The sequence below is a fragment of the Phocaeicola dorei genome, from assembly GCF_013009555.1.
Taxonomy (GTDB): domain Bacteria; phylum Bacteroidota; class Bacteroidia; order Bacteroidales; family Bacteroidaceae; genus Phocaeicola; species Phocaeicola dorei.
Window position 1 is genome coordinate 5,417,893 of sequence record NZ_CP046176.1, and the last position, 17,050, is coordinate 5,434,942.

The following is a 17,050-nucleotide window of genomic DNA, read 5'->3' on the forward strand; positions in this document are numbered from 1 at the left end:
CGGGGCTTGCGGTATTTTTCCCGCCAACCTTGCACAATCCTGCACGGAACAGTCAAGGCGGTAAAGAAATAGAATACAGTGCTTCGCCTGTAATGTATAACTTAAATAATGATAGACTATGATTAGAATGACATTATCAGAGTATCTCCGCAAACCAAAGGATTATCGTGGAGAATGGACCACAGAAAGATGGGATTTACCCAACTGGGAAGAAGAACGCAAGAAGTATATGGGCAAGCGTACACTTATGACAAATGTAGATGGTGCTACTTGCTTGGTTGTCGAAGGTCTCAGCCTTGAAATTATTGACGACTCCGATTGGAAGAAGCCCGATGCAGTCAGAAAAGAGATAAGTCGCCAATGCTTGAAGTTCTTTACAGAGCGAGGCATCGAGCCTCACTATGCCGATTGTCTTATACGCTATAAGGATAACTACGATACCGTTGAAGTGCGTATTGCCATCGGAATGGATTCCGATACCGAAAAGGATGATGACATTTTCTTCTATTGCGACACGCTGGAAGATATGAAGTCACTTGCAGAAATCGGCAGTGAGGACTTTTACATTGCCGACTGCTACGGCTTTGGAGTATATGAAGATTTATTATAAACCCCTTAAAACATATCAAGTATGAAGATTTTATGTCAAGAGCGTTATGAAAAGGCTGTTGCCTACGCAAAGGAAATCGAGAACGACACGCTGCAAAAATGTATTGACCGCTTGAAACAATGGGAGGAAAATCCAAACTGCCCGTGTGAAATGATACTGTTCCCAAAAGTGTGTCTGGAGAAGGATAAATAAAAAAGTCTACAGATTTTTTAGATTTGTATAGGGAATCAACAAAAAACTAAAAAAGAGTAGACTTATGGTGTTGACAAAGGAACAACTTTCCGAATTAATATGCAAACATTCGGAGCGGGAAAATGGCCTGCAGGATCTGTTGGAGATCCTATTGGAGAGTATGATGGTCTCGGAGCGCCGGGAATATCTCCGGGAAAACTCCGCATCAGGAAATAAATGCAACGGTTTCCGTCCGGGGCATAGTTACGGTCATGGTCGTACACTGACGTTCCGGATACCACGAGATCGCTACGGGAATTTTCATCCCCGGATTCTGGCGATCCTGCGCCATCAGGAGGATGAATGCGAACGCCTTGCCGGAACGCTGTATACGAAAGGTCTTACGCAGGAACAGGTCGGCGAGGTATTCCAGGATATCTATGGCGAGCACTACAGCAAGGCGAGTATTTCGCGGATGCTGGACTACCTTCGTGAAGATGTTTCGCAATGGCTCACGCGCTCTCTGGAGGCTTATTACCCCATCGTCTTCATCGATTGCGTACACATGAAGATTCACCGCAAGCGGAGCGTAGAAACAGAAGCTTTCTATGTGGTGCTAGCTGTGCGTGAAGACAAGCGGCGTGAAGTGCTGGGGATCTTCAATAAGCCCACGGAGAGCGCCCTGGGCTGGGGCGAGATACTCACAGAGCTACATGAACGAGGTGTTCGGAAGATTGGCCTGGTGTGTGCCGATGGGCTGAAGGGTCTGGAGGATGTCATCAGTGCGGTCTTTCCCGGGACGCCGCTGCAACGCTGCACGACGCATCTGAAACGCAATCTGCTGAGCTGCGTGCGCAACGGCGACAAGGGAGATCTGGCCGAGGATCTGCGGCAGGTCTTCCGTACAGGGGATCGCAGCTATACGGTGGAGAGGGCCTGGGAACAATGGCAGAGACTCTGTAAGAAATGGGGACAGGATTATCGCAGTTTTCGACGACGGGCGGAGGATCCAGCCTACAAAGCCTACTTCACCTATCTGAACTACGAGGCAAGGATTCAGTCGATGATCTACACGACGAACTGGATCGAGCGTCTGCAGAAGGATTTTCGACGGGTTACACGCATGCGGGGAGCTATGCCCAACGAGGAGTCGGTTCTGTTGCTGATGGGCAAAACGGCCATGGATAAGAAATCCTATCTGAGGCCGGTGCCGCGGATCGACCTGGATCGGGAATTATTCCCCGAATGAAGACTATAACACAAAAATAAGAACAACACGCCGCGGCGTGTTGTTCTAAACCAAGAATCGCTATATTTGCATATCTGAAGAATCTGAAGGCGCCTGCCCAGACACACTTTTTGAAACACTACCTGTGAAATTGAACTCTACTATGACTCGGCTCCACACTCATTCGGATTCCGACAGGTATATCCCGATGGCAGAACGGGTATTGTTGGAGGCTTGCTCTATCACGGAAAGCCCGATCAATCATTTGCCGTATTGATGGAGCCGATGCACGGGTGGAGCATACACACATAGGAACTGCTAATTCCTATAAATGAGAAAGCCAACTTAGGTCTGTATATGCAGGCTTAAGTTGGCTTTTTTGCATTATTAAATTTGAGATGACAACTTATTTTCTACAAATTTCATAATCTCATCTCCTATTTCAGAAATCATTTCTTCCGTTATAACGCATCCGTCAGGATATTTCCCAAATGCTTTTTCTATGGTTTTTGATAATTCTTCATGATCCTTTCTTCTTTGCCATATATTCATAACCCTATCACATCTTTCTTCAATGTATGGCAAATTTTTCACATATTCATCATATGGTTGTTCTCTAAAAACATTAAGTTCTTCAAGAGTAAGAGGTAATGAAAAAGTTCGAGTTATTTCACAACCTTCTACTGTATCATATGTATATGTTTCATTTATATCATCTCCGTGATAGTTTGAATCTAAAACTACAATATAAATGAATATACCATAGTATTCCATCATAGCATATAATAATGCTGTATCTTTACTTCCTTCTATATGAATCATATGAGTTACCTCTTCTTTGGTATCATCATATGGAAGTTTCTTGAAATGATGAAGATACAAGACTTCTTTGGCATCCTTTTCTCCTACTATATAAGGAATTAAATGTTTTATTCGAGGAGTATCTTGAGTTTTAAACAAATAATAATTTACAGCAGATTTTATAATACTAGGGAATGCTTCTTGCGAAATACAATTTCGTTTATGAAGGATCGGCTTATGTTCAACAGTGACAGCCTTCTCAATAAGTTTATCTGCTTCTTCTTGAGAGATTGTTCCCTCTCTAATTAGACCATTAAGAATTCCCTTTAACTCTTTTTCATTGCGAGCAGTTATATGTATGCTGATATTACCTTGATTTTCTTCTTTATCCACATATGGGCGTCTTAATTCTATTTTTTCTCCAGCGTTATAAACTGCAACTTCACGACCTTCATCATCTAACATAATTTGTTTATGCGGATTCTTGCGTACTTTTTTCACTTTCAACATATCTGTATAAAAGGATAAATCTTCTGCCAATTTTGCATCCGCGGTGTCTCCTAATGTATTATTACATCTTTTACACAAAAGTTTATTTGAATGTAAATGTCCTCCAATAGCATTTAGTATAATATGCTCATCTGAATTATTGGTATCAGTAAGTTCTTCATCACATATGTAACAATAATATTTGATTTCTTCCATAGCCTTTTTATTTATTAGTTAGCACACTCCAAGGTGAATCTGATAGTAATTTATCAAGCATATCTTCTTCCAATATTTGAGAAATTGTAGAGCCAGAAACAGCAAAATCATCCAATATATTATTAGAATCTAATTTATCTACTGAAAGACCTTTCCATTCTCGTTTCCAAACTTCACTCCAGTCTTCTTCAATATCTCCAGTATAATGATTTACAAAAGGGGTGAATTCCATATCAAATCTTACAACTAAATCGTTTAAACAATTATAAAGTACAGTTTACAAGGGACTACACAGGGTAACGGTCTGACGGGAGGATTACCGCCCGTCAGATTTTCCATGTAATGTTCAAGCTGTCGCTTGTGGCGGCAACGGTGGTAATCATCAAATCCACCACCCGCCGCTTGTCGTCAAAGGATACATCGTCCCATGTGTCGAGGTAGCCGGAAATCTGGTTGACCTGTCCCGGGCTGATGGTTTCCACCGTCAGCTCGGCTATCTGCTTCACAAGTTCCTGCTTGCGCCCGTCCAGTTCCGCTATCTTCACATTCACATAGGAGAGCAGGACATTGTTCGCGCCCGTCAGACTGTCCACCAGCTTTTCAATCTCGCTGTCCACATGGAGAAGCTCTACTTGCAGGGCGGCGATTTTGGGATTGGCCTTTGCCGCTTTCTTCCTGCCCGTCAGCGTCTTGTGCTTTTCCAGCTTCTTCACCATCTGCTGGTAAACCACCGCTTCCAGTTCGGAAGTGATGATTTTCCCACAGCCCGGACAGCTTTTATTGTCCAGCCGTTTCGTACAGCGGAGATATTGCCTGCCGGACGGATTGAAGATACTCATAAGCGCATATCCGCAGTTCCCGCACTTGATTTTCCCCGCCAGCCATGTGTGGGTGGCTTTTCGGGCGGACTGGATTTTCATGTTGTTCATCAGCTTCTTGCGGCAAGCCAGCCATATATCCGCCGGAACAATGCCCTCATGGGGAGCCAGCACCAGCATTTGGTCTTTCAAGTCGTTTTTCTTGCTGGGCTTCACATCCCGCCCCTGATACAGATAACAGCCGTTTGTCCCCGTAAAGTCGGCGGCGTCATTGACGATAACCGTACCCTGGCTTTTGAAAAATTCGTACACATCCAAGTCCGCCTGCACATAGACGGGATTGCGTAACATCTGCGCCAGTGTGGGGCGTATCAGTTCCTTGCCGTAGAACAAAATCCCCTGTTCGGCAAAGTACCGGGTAATGTCCCCGTAAGAGGTTGTGGGCTGGGCGTACATCTCAAATATCAGCCGGATATTGGCCGCTTCGTCCGGGTTTACCACCAGCTTCTTTGTGTTGATACCGTCCATTTTGATAGGCTCGGTGTGGAAGCCGTAAGGGGCTTTCCCGCCCATCTTGAAGCCCCGCTGACTGCGGGAGTAGTAAGCGTCTGTCACCCGCTTCTGTATCGTTTCCCGTTCAAGCTGGGCGAACACGATACAGATATTCAGCATAGCCCGCCCCATCGGGGTGGAGGTATCAAACTTCTCCGTAGAGGACACAAACTCCACATCGTACTGCTGGAACAGTTCCATCATGTTGGCAAAGTCCAGAATGGAACGGCTGATACGGTCAAGTTTGTAAACAATGACCTTTGCAATCAAGCCCCGCTTAATATCCCGCACCAGTTCCTGAAACTTCGGGCGGTCTGTGTTCTTGCCGCTGTACCCTTTGTCTGTGTATTCCTTACAGTTCCCGCCTTTCAATTCGTATTTGCAAAACTCAATCTGGCTTTCAATGGAAATGCTGTCCTTTTTGTCTACCGATTGCCTTGCATAGATCGCGTCTATCCTGTTATTCATTTTGTCGCTCCTTTTCTTAAAAAGAAACGGAGCTGCTGACAGTTCTATTATACCGCCAGCAGCCCCGCAAATCAACGATGGCTTCGGGATTTATGCCCCGGCTTCCTCTTTCTGCCGCTTATCGGCATATTTGCGGAACACCTCATAAAGCTGCTGCTCCAGTTCCCGGCGTTTGGTCGCTTCCTGCTCCGGCGTGAACACCGGGGAGAGGTTTTCCAGCGTGATTTCCTTTCCCTGAAAAGTCACGACTTCTGTTTCCTTTTTGTATCTGATATTGTTACTTATAAAATCACCTTTCCTTTCCATACTGCCGCTGCTGCCGTTTCAGTTCCGCCAGTATATCCGGCGGGATACGGTCAACCAGCCTTTGCATATCGTGCAGTTCGCTTTCCAGCTTTGCCCGCTCCATGCGGTCTTTGATTTTGCCGCTCTCGCTGGCTCTGGCTCGTGCTTCCAGCTTCTCATTTTCTGCCAGCAGGTCATTGATTGTGACCTTGTACTTTTTCAACTGCCCGGAGAAATTCTCCATCTGCGGGAACCACTTTTTCAGCATGGAGAGGGCTTCCTCTTTTTTCTTTCCGGCGTTCAGCGGGTTAATGCCGTCCAGTGTGGCTTCAATGGCTCTTGCCTGCCGGGAGAGGGAAACCGCCTGTTTGAAAAGCCGGGTGGGGATATGCTTCCGGCCTGTCTTGCTGGCGCTTTCCCCACGCTCCAAGTCGGGATATTTCTCCACCATGTAGGCGTGAAAATCATCCTGCCACTTCGTCAGGTTTGCCCGGTTGCCGATAATCTCCTTAGCGCACAGGCGGTTGTCCTTTGTCAGCGGAACAAAGGTCAAATGCAGGTGGGGCGTTTTCTCGTCCATGTGTACCACCGCCGACACGATATTTTCCCGCCCTACCCGGTGGGTGAGGAAATCCGCCGCCCTCTGGAAAAACGCCTGTATCTCCTTTGGGGATTTCCCCTTGAAAAACTCCGGGCTGGCGGTTATCAGCGTATCGACAAACCGTGTGCTGTCCTTGCGGGTTCGGCACCCGGCCTGCTCAATCCGGCTCTGAATGAAGTGGTAATAGCGTCCCTCCGGCTTGACGATATGGAAGTTGTATTTGCTCCGGCTGGTGTCAATATCAGGGTTGCTGGCGTATTGGTCTTTCTGCCGTTCGTGATGGGCTTCCAGCGGCCTTGCCGGGTTGCCCTTGTGCTTCTCAAAACGCAAAATTGCGTGCTGTGCCATTCTGCTCCTTTCCCCATTCCTTTCCTATCCGGGGTTTTCCACAGGGAAAATCCCGCAGAAAATAGCTCGGATAGGATTGGAATGGATAGAATATAAATCAATCTTTTTAATCTTTGTATTTCTATATACCGTCCGGTTTTCGTACTTCTCAGGAGTGATTTCCGTACTTCATGGGTACGGTTTTCAGCCCTCCGGCGTACCAGAACGGGATTTCTTGAAGTCGGTGTTCGGAACCGCTTCATAGGATTTTGGGAAAATGCGGTTGGGTTTTCCACAGCCCTGCTTCTGGATCTCCACCAGTCCGGCATATTGCAGTTCCCGCATGGTATTTACCGCTTTCTGCCGCCCACAGCGGAGCAGGTCAACTACCTCGCAGATGGGATAGTACAGGTAAATCCGCCCGTACTCGTCCGCCCACCCATTCTTGCGGGATAACTCTGTCCGGCGCAGGATAAAGGCGTACAACACCTTTGCCTCGTTGGACAGGGGCTTGAATGTAGGGGCTTCAAAGAGAAAATTCGGGAGCCGGGTGAAGCTGAACGCCTGTTCCGGCTGGTGAATGTAAATCGTGTTTGTCATATCGTGTTTTGTGGACGGTTAGAAGCCCGTTTTCCGGGGCGGGCGATACTTTATACCACCTGCCCCGGTTTGGGGCCTGCGAAGCCTTATAAATCAAGGCTTTTCCGCTCCTAACTGTCCACAGCAGACCTCCTTTTCCGTTCACTTTCTGTTTTCTGCCGCCTGTGAACTCTGGCGGCGCAGTCCGGGCAGTATTTAGCCCGGTTGGATTTGGGGACGAACACGCCGCCGCAAACCGCACAGCGTTTCATGTCCTTATCCCGGAAAATCTCCGCTTTCAGCGTCCCGTCCAGCGGCAAGACCGCCCAGCGGAACCACTTACAGCAGACCGAGAAAGAAACCGTCTGCGGGCAGGTGCAGGCGTCCCCATCGTCAAGGACAATGCAGTTGCCGTCCTCACAGCAACAGCACTCCCGGCGTATCAGGCTGGCCGCCTGTTTCTTCTGCGCCGGTGTCATGCGGTAAAGGGAACCGTCCGGCCTGCGTTCCAGCGGCGGCAAGTCTTTATAGGGGTTATCTCTCATGCGTTCCCTCCATTTTGCTTTCCATTGCCGTTCTCCCCGAAAAGGTTTCCTGCCTCGTCGTCGCAAGCTGCGTATCGCTCGTTTCGCCGCAAGCGGCAAAACTCACTCGCTCCGCTGCTCCTCCTCTCCCCACAAAGCCATGCGGCTTTGCGGGGGCCCCGACAATAGCGGCGTATTCCGGCGTTGGCACGCTCCCCGCAGCTTCGGGACGTTTTGTCCCGAAGTGACCTCTGGACAAAGTGTCCAAAAGTCCGGCTCCTGGCGGTGCTTCCCCAGCCGTGGTATTCTCTTTTCGGACGGTCATTCTGTTTTCAAGGTGCTGTCCATCGATGAACTACCCTAAGTCTACACGAAAAAAATGCAAATCCCGGCTTTTTGCGAGAATTGCATTTTGATGAAGTTTACACTTTGGAAATTGCATTTTTGCAATTATCTTGTATAATGGAAGTATGCGGAGGAGGTGCGTGTCTATGGCTTTACCCGGAACACCCGGACAGCGGATTTCCGATTTATGCAACGGGAACCACATCACACAAAAGGAACTTGCGGAGAAGATAGGCGTTTCCGCTTCCCAATTGAGCCGCATTGTCAGCGGCGAAACAAGAACGGTAAGCAGTGATATTCTCATAGGTGTGGCAAAGGAATTTAAGGTATCGACAGACTACATACTGGGCTTGTCTACCGTGAGCGTCCGTAAAAGTTACGATATTTCTGAATTAGGCTTGTCAGAGGGGGCCGTGAGGGGGCTTGTGACGGGTGCTGTTGATGTGCAAATCCTCAACCGTCTGTTGGAACACAGGAATTTTCCCAAGCTGATAGATTTGATACGGATTTATTTTCAGGATACGGCGGCAAAGGGCATAACAGCAAGAAACCAGCTTATCGAGATGGCAACGGCTTCCCTGTCCGACCTGATGAAAGAACACCCGGAACACCGGGCAGAAGCGAAGCAGGATTTACAGCTTTTGAACGCCCAAAAGATGGGGGAACATGAAGCGGAGATTGAAAAAATCAAAAATGTGTTCCTGGCTATCCTGCGGGACATTAAGAAAGACATAGACAACGGGGAACAGCCGGGAGAAGCTGTGACCGCCGCTATGTTCCAAGCCATGCGGGACGCACTGGCGGAACAGAAACAAAAACCGCTTTCCATTGACGATGTAACGGCGATGATAGCCGGACAGATTGGACAGCTTGCGCCGATGGACGAGGAAACCGCCGACCTGTTTCAGCGGTTAGTAAAGAAAATGATTGAACAGGCAGAGAAATAAATGTAGGAGAATATTAGAAAATGGGAAAAAGCAACTCGTACTATATGCAGCTTCATGTAGAAGCACTGTTTACAATGAATGAAAAGAACGAACTTATGACTATAAGGGAACCATGGGACTCCACTTCACAGCCGGCTCCCCGCTTCTATTTGACAAGACCACTTTACGAAAAACCACATACTTATTTTCGTGCTGACGTACCGAAAGAATTATGATATAATGAGTTATCAACAAATCAAAATTTGTGGAGGTAAAATATAGATGAATCAAGGAAGAATTATTGTGATTACAGGCTCACCGGGGACAGGAAAAACAACAACTGCGTCAATTGTCGCAAAGGAATCAGATATGGATAAATCAGTGCATATGCACACCGATGACTTTTTTCATTACTTAAGCAAAGGCGCAATACCACCACATTTGCCAGAATCCAACGAGCAAAATCTGGTTGTCATTGAAGCCTTTTTAGAAGCTGCAAAGCGATATGCTCGTGGCGGATATGATGTAATTGTAGATGGGATTGTCGGGCCATGGTTTTTGGAGCCATGGAAAGCTCTTGTTCGGGAACATTATGAGGTGCATTATATTATTTTAAGGGCAAGTAAGAAGCTGTTTTGATTTCATTCGATAAATCTGTTAAGCATGATTTGGATGAATGCAATCTGTACCATAGCTTCTGCGGTTTCAGCAAGGAATTCGTAATCGATGGTCAGCCTTCTGAAGTTTTCCAGCCATGAGAAAGAGCGTTCCACAATCCAGCGTTTGGGCAGTACCTGAAATTTGGATGGACATTCGTCCGGTCTGAGTACGACCTCCAATATCCATCCGAATTTCTTCTTGACCCAATCAGCCAAATCTCCCCTGTAGCCTCCGTCCGCCAGGATTTTCACCAAACGCGGAAATTTATAAGCGAGTTTTTCTATGGCTTGTGGGGCGCCCTTGCTGTCATGCAGGTTGGCCTCATGGATTGCGACGGCTAACGGAAGGCCAAGCGTATCGACAATGATGTGCTCTTTCCGTCCTTTGATTTTCTTGTTCCCGTCTATACCACGGTCTGAATCAACATGATGGGAAGTCTTTACGCTTCTGGAATCCATGATGCCAAGACTGGGACTTTCCTGCCGTCCTGCCTGTTTACGGATGAAAGCGTGCAAGGTATCCATCACTTCTTCAAACACGCCTTCAAGCTTCCATTTACGGAAGTAGTAATAGACGGTTTGCCAAGGGGCGAAGTCAGAAGGAAGCATACGCCACTGGCAGCCGGTCTTGTTGATATAAAGGATGGCATTCATTATCTCTTTAAGCGAATGTTTTCGGTTCCTCGCTTGCGGCTCTAAAATATTTTTTATAACTTGCCACTGTTTTTCAGTCAGGTCGGTTGGATACTGTGTCATAACTTTATTGTTTGGTACCTTTAAAGATATAACATTTTTCCAATTGACCGGCTGATTCTGAATTGTATGTAGCCCTATAACATTATTCTTAAATCAATTCAAAACAGTTTCTATATTGCCGGATACATTTTTTCAATTTATTCCAAAGATACACCAAATCCCGTTTTCAAAGACTTTTTATAATTGAAGATAAATAAAGAACCCCGGCAAAGAGAGCGGATGTCCCGATTTCATCCTCTTTTTTGCTTCATCAGACAGATTAATTCTCTAAATAATTGATTAGCAAACAGAAAATCATTAAATTTGTCCCATCAATTGAAATTACGTAATTATCATTTAAGATGAAGGAAGAATTCGAGCTAATCGCCAAGACTTTCCAGGGACTGGAAGAAGTACTGGCAAAAGAACTCACCGAGCTGGGAGCCAGCAATATAGAAATAGGAAGACGCATGGTAGCCTTTATGGGCGATAAAGAAATGATGTATAAGGCAAACTTCTGCCTGCGTACTGCCATCCGCATCCTGAAACCCATTAAACATTTTGAGGCGAAGAATGCCGACGAAGTTTACGAAGCTATCAAAACCATTGCATGGGAAAACTTCTTGGATAAAGATAAAAGTTTTGCCGTAGACGCTGTGGTTTTCTCGAACGAATTCCGTCACTCCAAGTTCGTGGCCTATAAAGTAAAAGATGCCATTGTGGACTATTTCCGTGAAAAGACAGGAGAGCGCCCCTCGGTACGCATCAACCATCCCGATGTGGCACTGAACATCCATATAGCCGAAGATAAATGTACTCTGTCACTAGATAGCTCGGGTGAGTCACTCCACCGCCGGGGTTATCGCCAGGAAGCCGTAGAAGCTCCTTTGAATGAGGTACTGGCAGCCGGTATGATCCTGATGACCGGATGGAAAGGCGAATGTGATTTGATAGACCCGATGTGCGGTTCAGGAACAATCCCTATCGAAGCCGCCCTGATAGCACGTAACATCGCTCCCGGCGTATTCCGCAAGGAGTTCGCTTTTGAAAAGTGGAACGATTTTGATCAGGAACTATTTGACCGCATCTACAATGACGACTCACAGGAACGTGAGTTCACACATAAAATTTTTGGATATGACAACAATCCGAAAGCAAATGAAATCGCCACTCACAATGTGAAAGCAGCCGGACTGAGCAAGGAAATTATCTTAAAAATCCAACCGTTCCAGCAATTTGAGCAACCCAAAGAAAAAAGCATCATCATCACCAACCCTCCTTATGGAGAACGTATCTCAACCAATGACTTGCTGGGCCTGTATCAAATGATAGGCGAACGTCTGAAACACTCTTTCACCGGCAATGATGCATGGGTACTAAGTTACCGTGAAGAATGTTTTGACCAGATTGGTTTAAAGCCTTCTATAAAAATTCCCCTGTTCAACGGTTCGTTGGAATGCGAATTCCGCAAATACCAATTATTCGACGGCAAATTCAAAGAATTCCGTAGTGAAAATGCCGATCGGGAGTTCAAGCCCCGCCGAGAAGAAATCCGTCCGCGCCGTAACACGGAAAAAGTAGAATATGGAGAACGCAGAGAACATCGTAGTTTTGACAACAGACGTGAAGGACACGGAGAGTACAAAGGAGGAGAGCGCAGAGAAAGACGCTCTTTTGATGACAAACGTGAGAGACGTGGCGATTTCAAAAGAGGAGAACACCGCAACTTTGGTGACAAACGTGAAGGCCGCGACAATTTCAAAAGCAGCCCCCGTAAATTTGACGACAATAAGGAAAAGACAGAAGAATAAACAGTTATGAGAAAATTAATCAATCTGATCGCCTTATTAATCATGGCTTCATCTGTAACATGGGCACAAGACAAGAAAAGTTTCACACTGGAAGACTTGATGCCGGGAGGAAACAATTACTATAACCTGCTTCCACAGAATCTGTATGGTTTGCAATGGTGGGGGGATGTATGCATCAACGCCGACATAGAAGAGGTAAAAACCATCCATCCGGCAAATGGAAAGGAAAACGTACTTATCACTTTGCAGGAAGTGAATGAACTGTTGGCAAACAAGAAATTAGGGAAAATCAACCACTTCAGAAATGTATCTTTCCCATACGCTGAAAAGATGATGTTGGTAAATACCACATCCAATAAAGTGCTGATCGATTTAACTAAAAAGGAAATAATATGGAGTCAGCCTCTCTCTCCTAAAGCCGCCAACCAGGACTGGAACAAGGAAAGCCGTTCATTGGCTTATACCCTTGACAACAATCTGTTTGTAACGACTGCCGACGGGAAAACACAACAAGTCACCGATGAACCGAAAGGCATCGTATGCGGACAAAGCGTACACCGTCAGGAATTTGGTATCTCAAAAGGTACTTTCTGGAGTCCGAAAGGAAATCTGCTTGCTTTCTACCGTATGGACGAGAGCATGGTAACCGATTATCCACAAGTAAATACCTCCACCCGCATAGCGACACTGGAGCCGGACAAGTACCCGATGGCAGGAATGACCAGCCACAAAGTGACTGTCGGCATCTACAATCCGGCTACCCAAAAAACAGTTTATCTGAAAGCCGGAGACCCCACCGACCGTTATTTCACCAATATCAGCTGGAGTCCTGACGAAAAAAGCGTTTATGTCATTGAACTGAACCGTGACCAGAACCATGCCCTGCTATGCTGCTATGATGCGGAAACAGGAGAGCCACTGAAAAATAACCCCCTTTACGAAGAGGAGCATACTAAATATGTAGAACCTCAACATCCCATTGTCTTTCTGCCTTGGGACCACACGAAGTTTATCTATCAGAGCCAGCGCGACGGCTACAACCATCTTTACCTGATGGACACCAAGACTTCCATATATCCGGAATCACATGGAGCCGCGGCCGAAGGTTCTTACCGGGAAAGCTACAAAACCAGACAGCTTACCCAAGGCAACTGGGTAGTACAAAACATCCTCGGATTCAATGAAAAGACCAAGGAAGTCATCATCATGAGCACAGAGGTTTCCCCTTTGCAGAGCAACGCATACGCTGTGAATGTAAAGACAGGCAAACGCCGCCTCATCGGCAATAAAGATGGTATGCATCATGTACAACTATCCGGTAGCGGCAACTATGTAATAGACAATTATACTTCTTTCACCATTCCCCGGAATATCGAGATCGTTCCCACTTCCGGAAAGGAAAAGACTGTCAGCCTGTTGACAGCTACCAATCCGATGGAAGCATACAATATGCCCGAAATCACCGTCGGTACCCTCAAGGCTGCCGACGGCAAGACCGACTTATACTACCGCCTGATAAAACCGGTAAATTTTGACCCAAACAAAAAATACCCGGCCGTAGTCTACGTGTATGGCGGTCCACATGCCCAGCTAATCCACAACAACCGCAACTATGACGCCCGCGGATGGGATATTTACATGGCACAACTGGGTTACGTCATGCTGACCGTTGACAACCGGGGCAGTGACAACCGGGGACTGGAATTTGAGAACTGTACGTTCCGCCAATTAGGAACCGAAGAGATGAAAGACCAAGTGAAAGGAGTGGATTTCTTAAAATCGTTGGGTTATGTGGACAATAACCGCATTGGCGTACACGGTTGGAGTTTCGGTGGTTTCATGACCACCAACTTGATGCTGACTTACCCCGAGTTATTCAAAGTAGGAGTAGCCGGCGGCCCTGTCATCGACTGGGCTTACTACGAAGTAATGTACGGCGAACGCTACATGGATACTCCACAAACCAACCCCGAAGGCTACAAGAACGCCAACCTGAAGCTGAGAGCCGGAAATCTGAAAGGACGCCTGGAAGTGATCATTGGCGCCAATGACCCCACTTGTGTCCCTCAGCACAGCATCAGTTTCCTCCGTGCCTGCATTGATGCCGGGACCCAACCCGATTTCTTTATGTATCCGGGCGACGGCCATAATATGTTCGGACGCGATCGTGTCCACTTGTATGAACGCATTACACGCTATTTTGAAGACCATTTAAAATAAACAAAAGATAAGATTATGAAACTGTTGCTATTAGGCTCAGGCGGACGTGAACACGCCCTGGCATGGAAGATTGCTCAAAGTCCCAAAATTGAGAAACTATATATCGCTCCGGGAAATGCCGGCACAAGTAATGTAGGCGAGAATGTAGCGATTAAAGCAGATGACTTTACAGCAATCAGGGAGTTTGTAGTAAAGAATAATATAGATATGGTAGTGGTAGGTCCCGAAGACCCGTTAGTCAAAGGAATCTATGATTATTTCAAAAAAGATGAAGCGCTGAAAAACATTCCTGTTATCGGGCCTTCAAAAGCAGGTGCGGTACTGGAAGGCAGCAAGGAGTTCGCCAAAGGCTTCATGCAACGCCATAACATCCCGACAGCCGGTTACAAAAGTATCACTGCCGCAAATCTGGAAGAAGGATTAGCCTTTCTGGAAACATTGGAAGCTCCATACGTACTGAAAGCCGACGGTCTTTGCGCCGGAAAAGGCGTACTGATTCTTCCCACCTTGGAAGAAGCCAAGAAAGAATTGAAAAAAATGCTGAGCGGAATGTTCGGTAACGCTTCCGCCACCGTAGTGATTGAAGAATTCCTGAGCGGTATAGAATGTTCCGTATTCGTTCTGACCGATGGAAAAAACTACAAGATTCTGCCCGAAGCAAAAGACTACAAACGCATCGGCGAAGGCGACAAAGGGCTGAACACCGGTGGTATGGGTAGTGTATCTCCTGTTCCGTTTGCCGACAAAGCATGGATGAAAAAAGTGGAAGACCGTATCATCCGCCCCACAGTAGAAGGACTGGCAGCAGAAGGCATCGACTATAAAGGCTTTATTTTCTTCGGCCTAATTAATGTAAAGGGCGAACCGATGGTCATTGAATACAATGTACGCATGGGCGACCCGGAAACGGAAAGTGTCATGCTGCGCATCAAGAGTGACTTGGTGGAACTGCTTGAAGGAGTGGCAACAGGCAATCTGAATGAAAAAGTCTTGGAGATAGACCCCCGTTCGGCAGTATGCGTCATGCTGGTATCCGGCGGATATCCGGAGCATTATGACAAGGGATTTGCCATCAGCGGAATAGAAGAGATTGAAAACAGCATTGTATTCCATGCAGGAACGGCACTGAAAGACGGCCAGGTAGTCACTAGCGGCGGGCGTGTCATTGCAGTCAGCTCCTACGGCGCCAATAAAGAAGAAGCCTTGGCACAATCATTCACCAATGCGAAGAAAATCAATTTCGACAAGAAATATTTCCGTTCTGATATTGGATTCGACCTGTAATCAGCGGACTATTAACCCATGGCAGGCTATGACAAATTCCAGACAGATATGGCAAAGGGAAGATTCACCTTCCCTGTTGCCATCCTTATATGCCTGCTTCTCCGGATCATCACCGGCAATGAATGGCAGGATGTAATCAATTTGCTAGTCTGTGCTTTGACTGCTTATCTGCTGATCGAGATAAACACCGCCTTCACGCTGATACGGACACGCAGTACCTTGCATGTCAGCTTTTACATATTCCTGTCCACAACCTGTCTGTTTCTGCATTCCTTCCAGTATGCCGTTTTTGTGCCGCTCGCCTTTCTGATCGCTACTTCCCAATTATTCAGTAGCTACGAATCTCCCTATCCGGCGGGAAGTATATTCCACGCTTTCTTTTTCATCGGACTGGGAAGCCTGTTGTTTCCACAGTTACTTTATTTTGTACCTCTGTTCTATTTGGGAATGATTAGTTTCAGATCCCTGTCACTCAAAAGTTTCTTTGCCGGGCTTACAGGACTCTGTATGCCCTACTGGCTCTTTTTCGGTTACGCGTTCTATTACGACAAAATGAATCTCTTCTATCACCCTTTACAGGAGCTTATTCATTTTCAACCCATCAGTTATGGGACATTAGGAATGGACAGGATCATATCCTGTGGAATCATCACCTTGATATCACTGGTCAGCAGCGTGCATTATTTCCATGTTTCTTATTTAGATAAGGTGCGCACGCGTATATTCCTTTCTTTCCTGATCACCGTTGAAGCCTGGATTTATTTACTGGGTATCTTACAGCCACAGCATTTCGACATCCTGTTACAGATGCAAATCATTGTAGGGTCCATTTTAACAGGACATTTATTTACTTTAACCCACAACCGCTTTACCGGCATCTTTTTCATCATTACATTTGTTCTATTAATAGTTCTAACTATATACAATTTATGGATGCAATTCTTCAATTCCTGATCGACTGGGGATATTGGGGCCTTTTCCTAGGCTCTTTTATAGCCGGAAGTGTTCTCCCATTCAGCTCGGAGGCCGTACTGGCAGCCTGTGTCGGTCCGTTGGGCTTAGACCCGGTGATCAGTATAGCTGCCGCCACCGCCGGCAATGTTGCCGGCGGCATGACCTGCTACTGGATGGGACATCTGGGCAATATGGAATGGATCGAGAAATATTTTCATGTAAAAAAAGAGAAGATGGACCGTGCGGAGCGGTTTGTACACGGACGGGGTGCCTGGATGGCTTTCTTCGCCTTTATCCCTATTTTGGGAAGTGCCATATCCATTGTATTAGGCATGATGCGTGCCAATATATGGATTGTCATTCTCGCTATGACCATCGGAAAGATACTCCGCTACGCCTTATTGGTATGGGGGGTATTGGAAGCCTCCGCTTTAATGCATTAAAATT

Annotated in this window: 18 protein-coding genes and 2 pseudogenes; 12 read left to right on the top strand and 8 right to left on the bottom strand. The window is 46.5% G+C overall.

Annotation, left to right across the window (positions count from 1 at the left end):
* Nucleotides 1–118: 118 nt before the first annotated feature.
* The 4 genes and pseudogenes from GKD17_RS22260 to GKD17_RS22275 all read left to right on the top strand — a co-directional run.
* Nucleotides 119–610, top strand: a complete 492-nt coding sequence (locus GKD17_RS22260; RefSeq protein ID WP_007834084.1) for a hypothetical protein — start codon at nt 119–121, stop codon at nt 608–610.
* 21 nt (nt 611–631) lie between these two features.
* On the top strand, nt 632–802 hold the full coding sequence (locus GKD17_RS22265) for a DUF4120 family protein (RefSeq protein ID WP_007834086.1): 171 nt from the start codon (nt 632–634) through the stop codon (nt 800–802).
* A gap of 64 nt (nt 803–866) precedes the next feature.
* Entirely contained in the window at nt 867–2,030 is a 1,164-nt protein-coding gene (locus GKD17_RS22270; RefSeq protein WP_007834088.1) for an IS256 family transposase, read from the top strand.
* Between the two features lie 126 nt (nt 2,031–2,156).
* A pseudogene (locus tag GKD17_RS22275) lies at nt 2,157–2,321 on the top strand (DUF4120 family protein); the annotation flags it as partial.
* A gap of 75 nt (nt 2,322–2,396) precedes the next feature.
* On the opposite strand, the gene GKD17_RS22280 reads toward GKD17_RS22275, so the two are convergent.
* From GKD17_RS22280 to GKD17_RS22310, 7 genes are all read right to left on the bottom strand, one after another.
* Nucleotides 2,397–3,515, bottom strand: a complete 1,119-nt coding sequence (locus GKD17_RS22280) for an HNH endonuclease (protein ID WP_007834090.1) — start codon at nt 3,513–3,515, stop codon at nt 2,397–2,399.
* 7 nt (nt 3,516–3,522) lie between these two features.
* Nucleotides 3,523–3,747 (bottom strand): hypothetical protein, encoded by a 225-nt coding sequence (locus GKD17_RS22285; RefSeq protein ID WP_007834092.1) that lies wholly within the window; start codon nt 3,745–3,747, stop codon nt 3,523–3,525.
* A 94-nt stretch (nt 3,748–3,841) separates the two neighbouring features.
* Nucleotides 3,842–5,353: a recombinase family protein gene (locus GKD17_RS22290; protein WP_007215987.1), complete on the bottom strand. Its 1,512-nt coding sequence runs from the start codon at nt 5,351–5,353 to the stop codon at nt 3,842–3,844.
* A 90-nt stretch (nt 5,354–5,443) separates the two neighbouring features.
* Entirely contained in the window at nt 5,444–5,659 is a 216-nt protein-coding gene (locus GKD17_RS22295) for a hypothetical protein (protein WP_007215986.1), read from the bottom strand.
* Nucleotides 5,643–6,587: a MobV family relaxase gene (gene mobV, locus GKD17_RS22300; protein ID WP_007215985.1), complete on the bottom strand. Its 945-nt coding sequence runs from the start codon at nt 6,585–6,587 to the stop codon at nt 5,643–5,645. Before mobV ends, GKD17_RS22295 begins: the two co-directional genes overlap by 17 nt.
* Nucleotides 6,588–6,770: 183 nt before the next feature.
* Nucleotides 6,771–7,166, bottom strand: coding sequence for a replication initiator protein A (locus GKD17_RS22305; protein ID WP_007215984.1), 396 nt, complete (start codon nt 7,164–7,166; stop codon nt 6,771–6,773).
* A 110-nt stretch (nt 7,167–7,276) separates the two neighbouring features.
* Nucleotides 7,277–7,690: a cysteine-rich VLP domain-containing protein gene (locus GKD17_RS22310; RefSeq protein WP_007215983.1), complete on the bottom strand. Its 414-nt coding sequence runs from the start codon at nt 7,688–7,690 to the stop codon at nt 7,277–7,279.
* Nucleotides 7,691–8,160: 470 nt separating this feature from the next.
* Here GKD17_RS22310 and GKD17_RS22315 point away from each other — a divergent pair, with 470 nt between their 5' ends.
* The 3 genes and pseudogenes from GKD17_RS22315 to GKD17_RS22325 all read left to right on the top strand — a co-directional run.
* The gene (locus tag GKD17_RS22315) at nt 8,161–8,961 is read left to right on the top strand and encodes a helix-turn-helix domain-containing protein (RefSeq protein ID WP_007834095.1); all 801 of its coding nucleotides are present in this window, start codon (nt 8,161–8,163) and stop codon (nt 8,959–8,961) included.
* A 20-nt stretch (nt 8,962–8,981) separates the two neighbouring features.
* Nucleotides 8,982–9,176, top strand: coding sequence for a hypothetical protein (locus tag GKD17_RS22320; protein ID WP_007834096.1), 195 nt, complete (start codon nt 8,982–8,984; stop codon nt 9,174–9,176).
* 46 nt (nt 9,177–9,222) lie between these two features.
* Nucleotides 9,223–9,570 (top strand): annotated as a pseudogene (locus GKD17_RS22325) (AAA family ATPase); the annotation flags it as partial.
* A gap of 11 nt (nt 9,571–9,581) precedes the next feature.
* Here the strand turns inward: GKD17_RS22325 and GKD17_RS22330 are convergent.
* Nucleotides 9,582–10,355, bottom strand: a complete 774-nt coding sequence (locus GKD17_RS22330) for an IS5 family transposase (protein WP_007839296.1) — start codon at nt 10,353–10,355, stop codon at nt 9,582–9,584.
* A 341-nt stretch (nt 10,356–10,696) separates the two neighbouring features.
* Between GKD17_RS22330 and GKD17_RS22335 the strand changes: the two genes are divergently transcribed.
* The 5 genes from GKD17_RS22335 to GKD17_RS22355 are packed head-to-tail and all read left to right on the top strand — an operon-like array spanning nt 10,697 to nt 17,046.
* Entirely contained in the window at nt 10,697–12,145 is a 1,449-nt protein-coding gene (locus tag GKD17_RS22335) for a THUMP domain-containing class I SAM-dependent RNA methyltransferase (protein WP_007834098.1), read from the top strand.
* A 6-nt stretch (nt 12,146–12,151) separates the two neighbouring features.
* Nucleotides 12,152–14,365 carry a S9 family peptidase gene (locus GKD17_RS22340; RefSeq protein WP_007834099.1) on the top strand — a complete coding sequence of 738 codons (2,214 nt, stop codon included), beginning with the start codon at nt 12,152–12,154 and terminating at the stop codon, nt 14,363–14,365.
* 15 nt (nt 14,366–14,380) lie between these two features.
* Nucleotides 14,381–15,649, top strand: coding sequence for a phosphoribosylamine--glycine ligase (gene purD / locus GKD17_RS22345; protein ID WP_007834100.1), 1,269 nt, complete (start codon nt 14,381–14,383; stop codon nt 15,647–15,649).
* A gap of 18 nt (nt 15,650–15,667) precedes the next feature.
* The gene (locus tag GKD17_RS22350) at nt 15,668–16,603 is read left to right on the top strand and encodes a hypothetical protein (RefSeq protein ID WP_007834101.1); all 936 of its coding nucleotides are present in this window, start codon (nt 15,668–15,670) and stop codon (nt 16,601–16,603) included.
* The gene (locus GKD17_RS22355) at nt 16,579–17,046 is read left to right on the top strand and encodes a YqaA family protein (protein ID WP_007834102.1); all 468 of its coding nucleotides are present in this window, start codon (nt 16,579–16,581) and stop codon (nt 17,044–17,046) included. The genes GKD17_RS22350 and GKD17_RS22355 overlap by 25 nt, the downstream gene beginning before the upstream one ends.
* Nucleotides 17,047–17,050 lie beyond the last annotated feature (4 nt).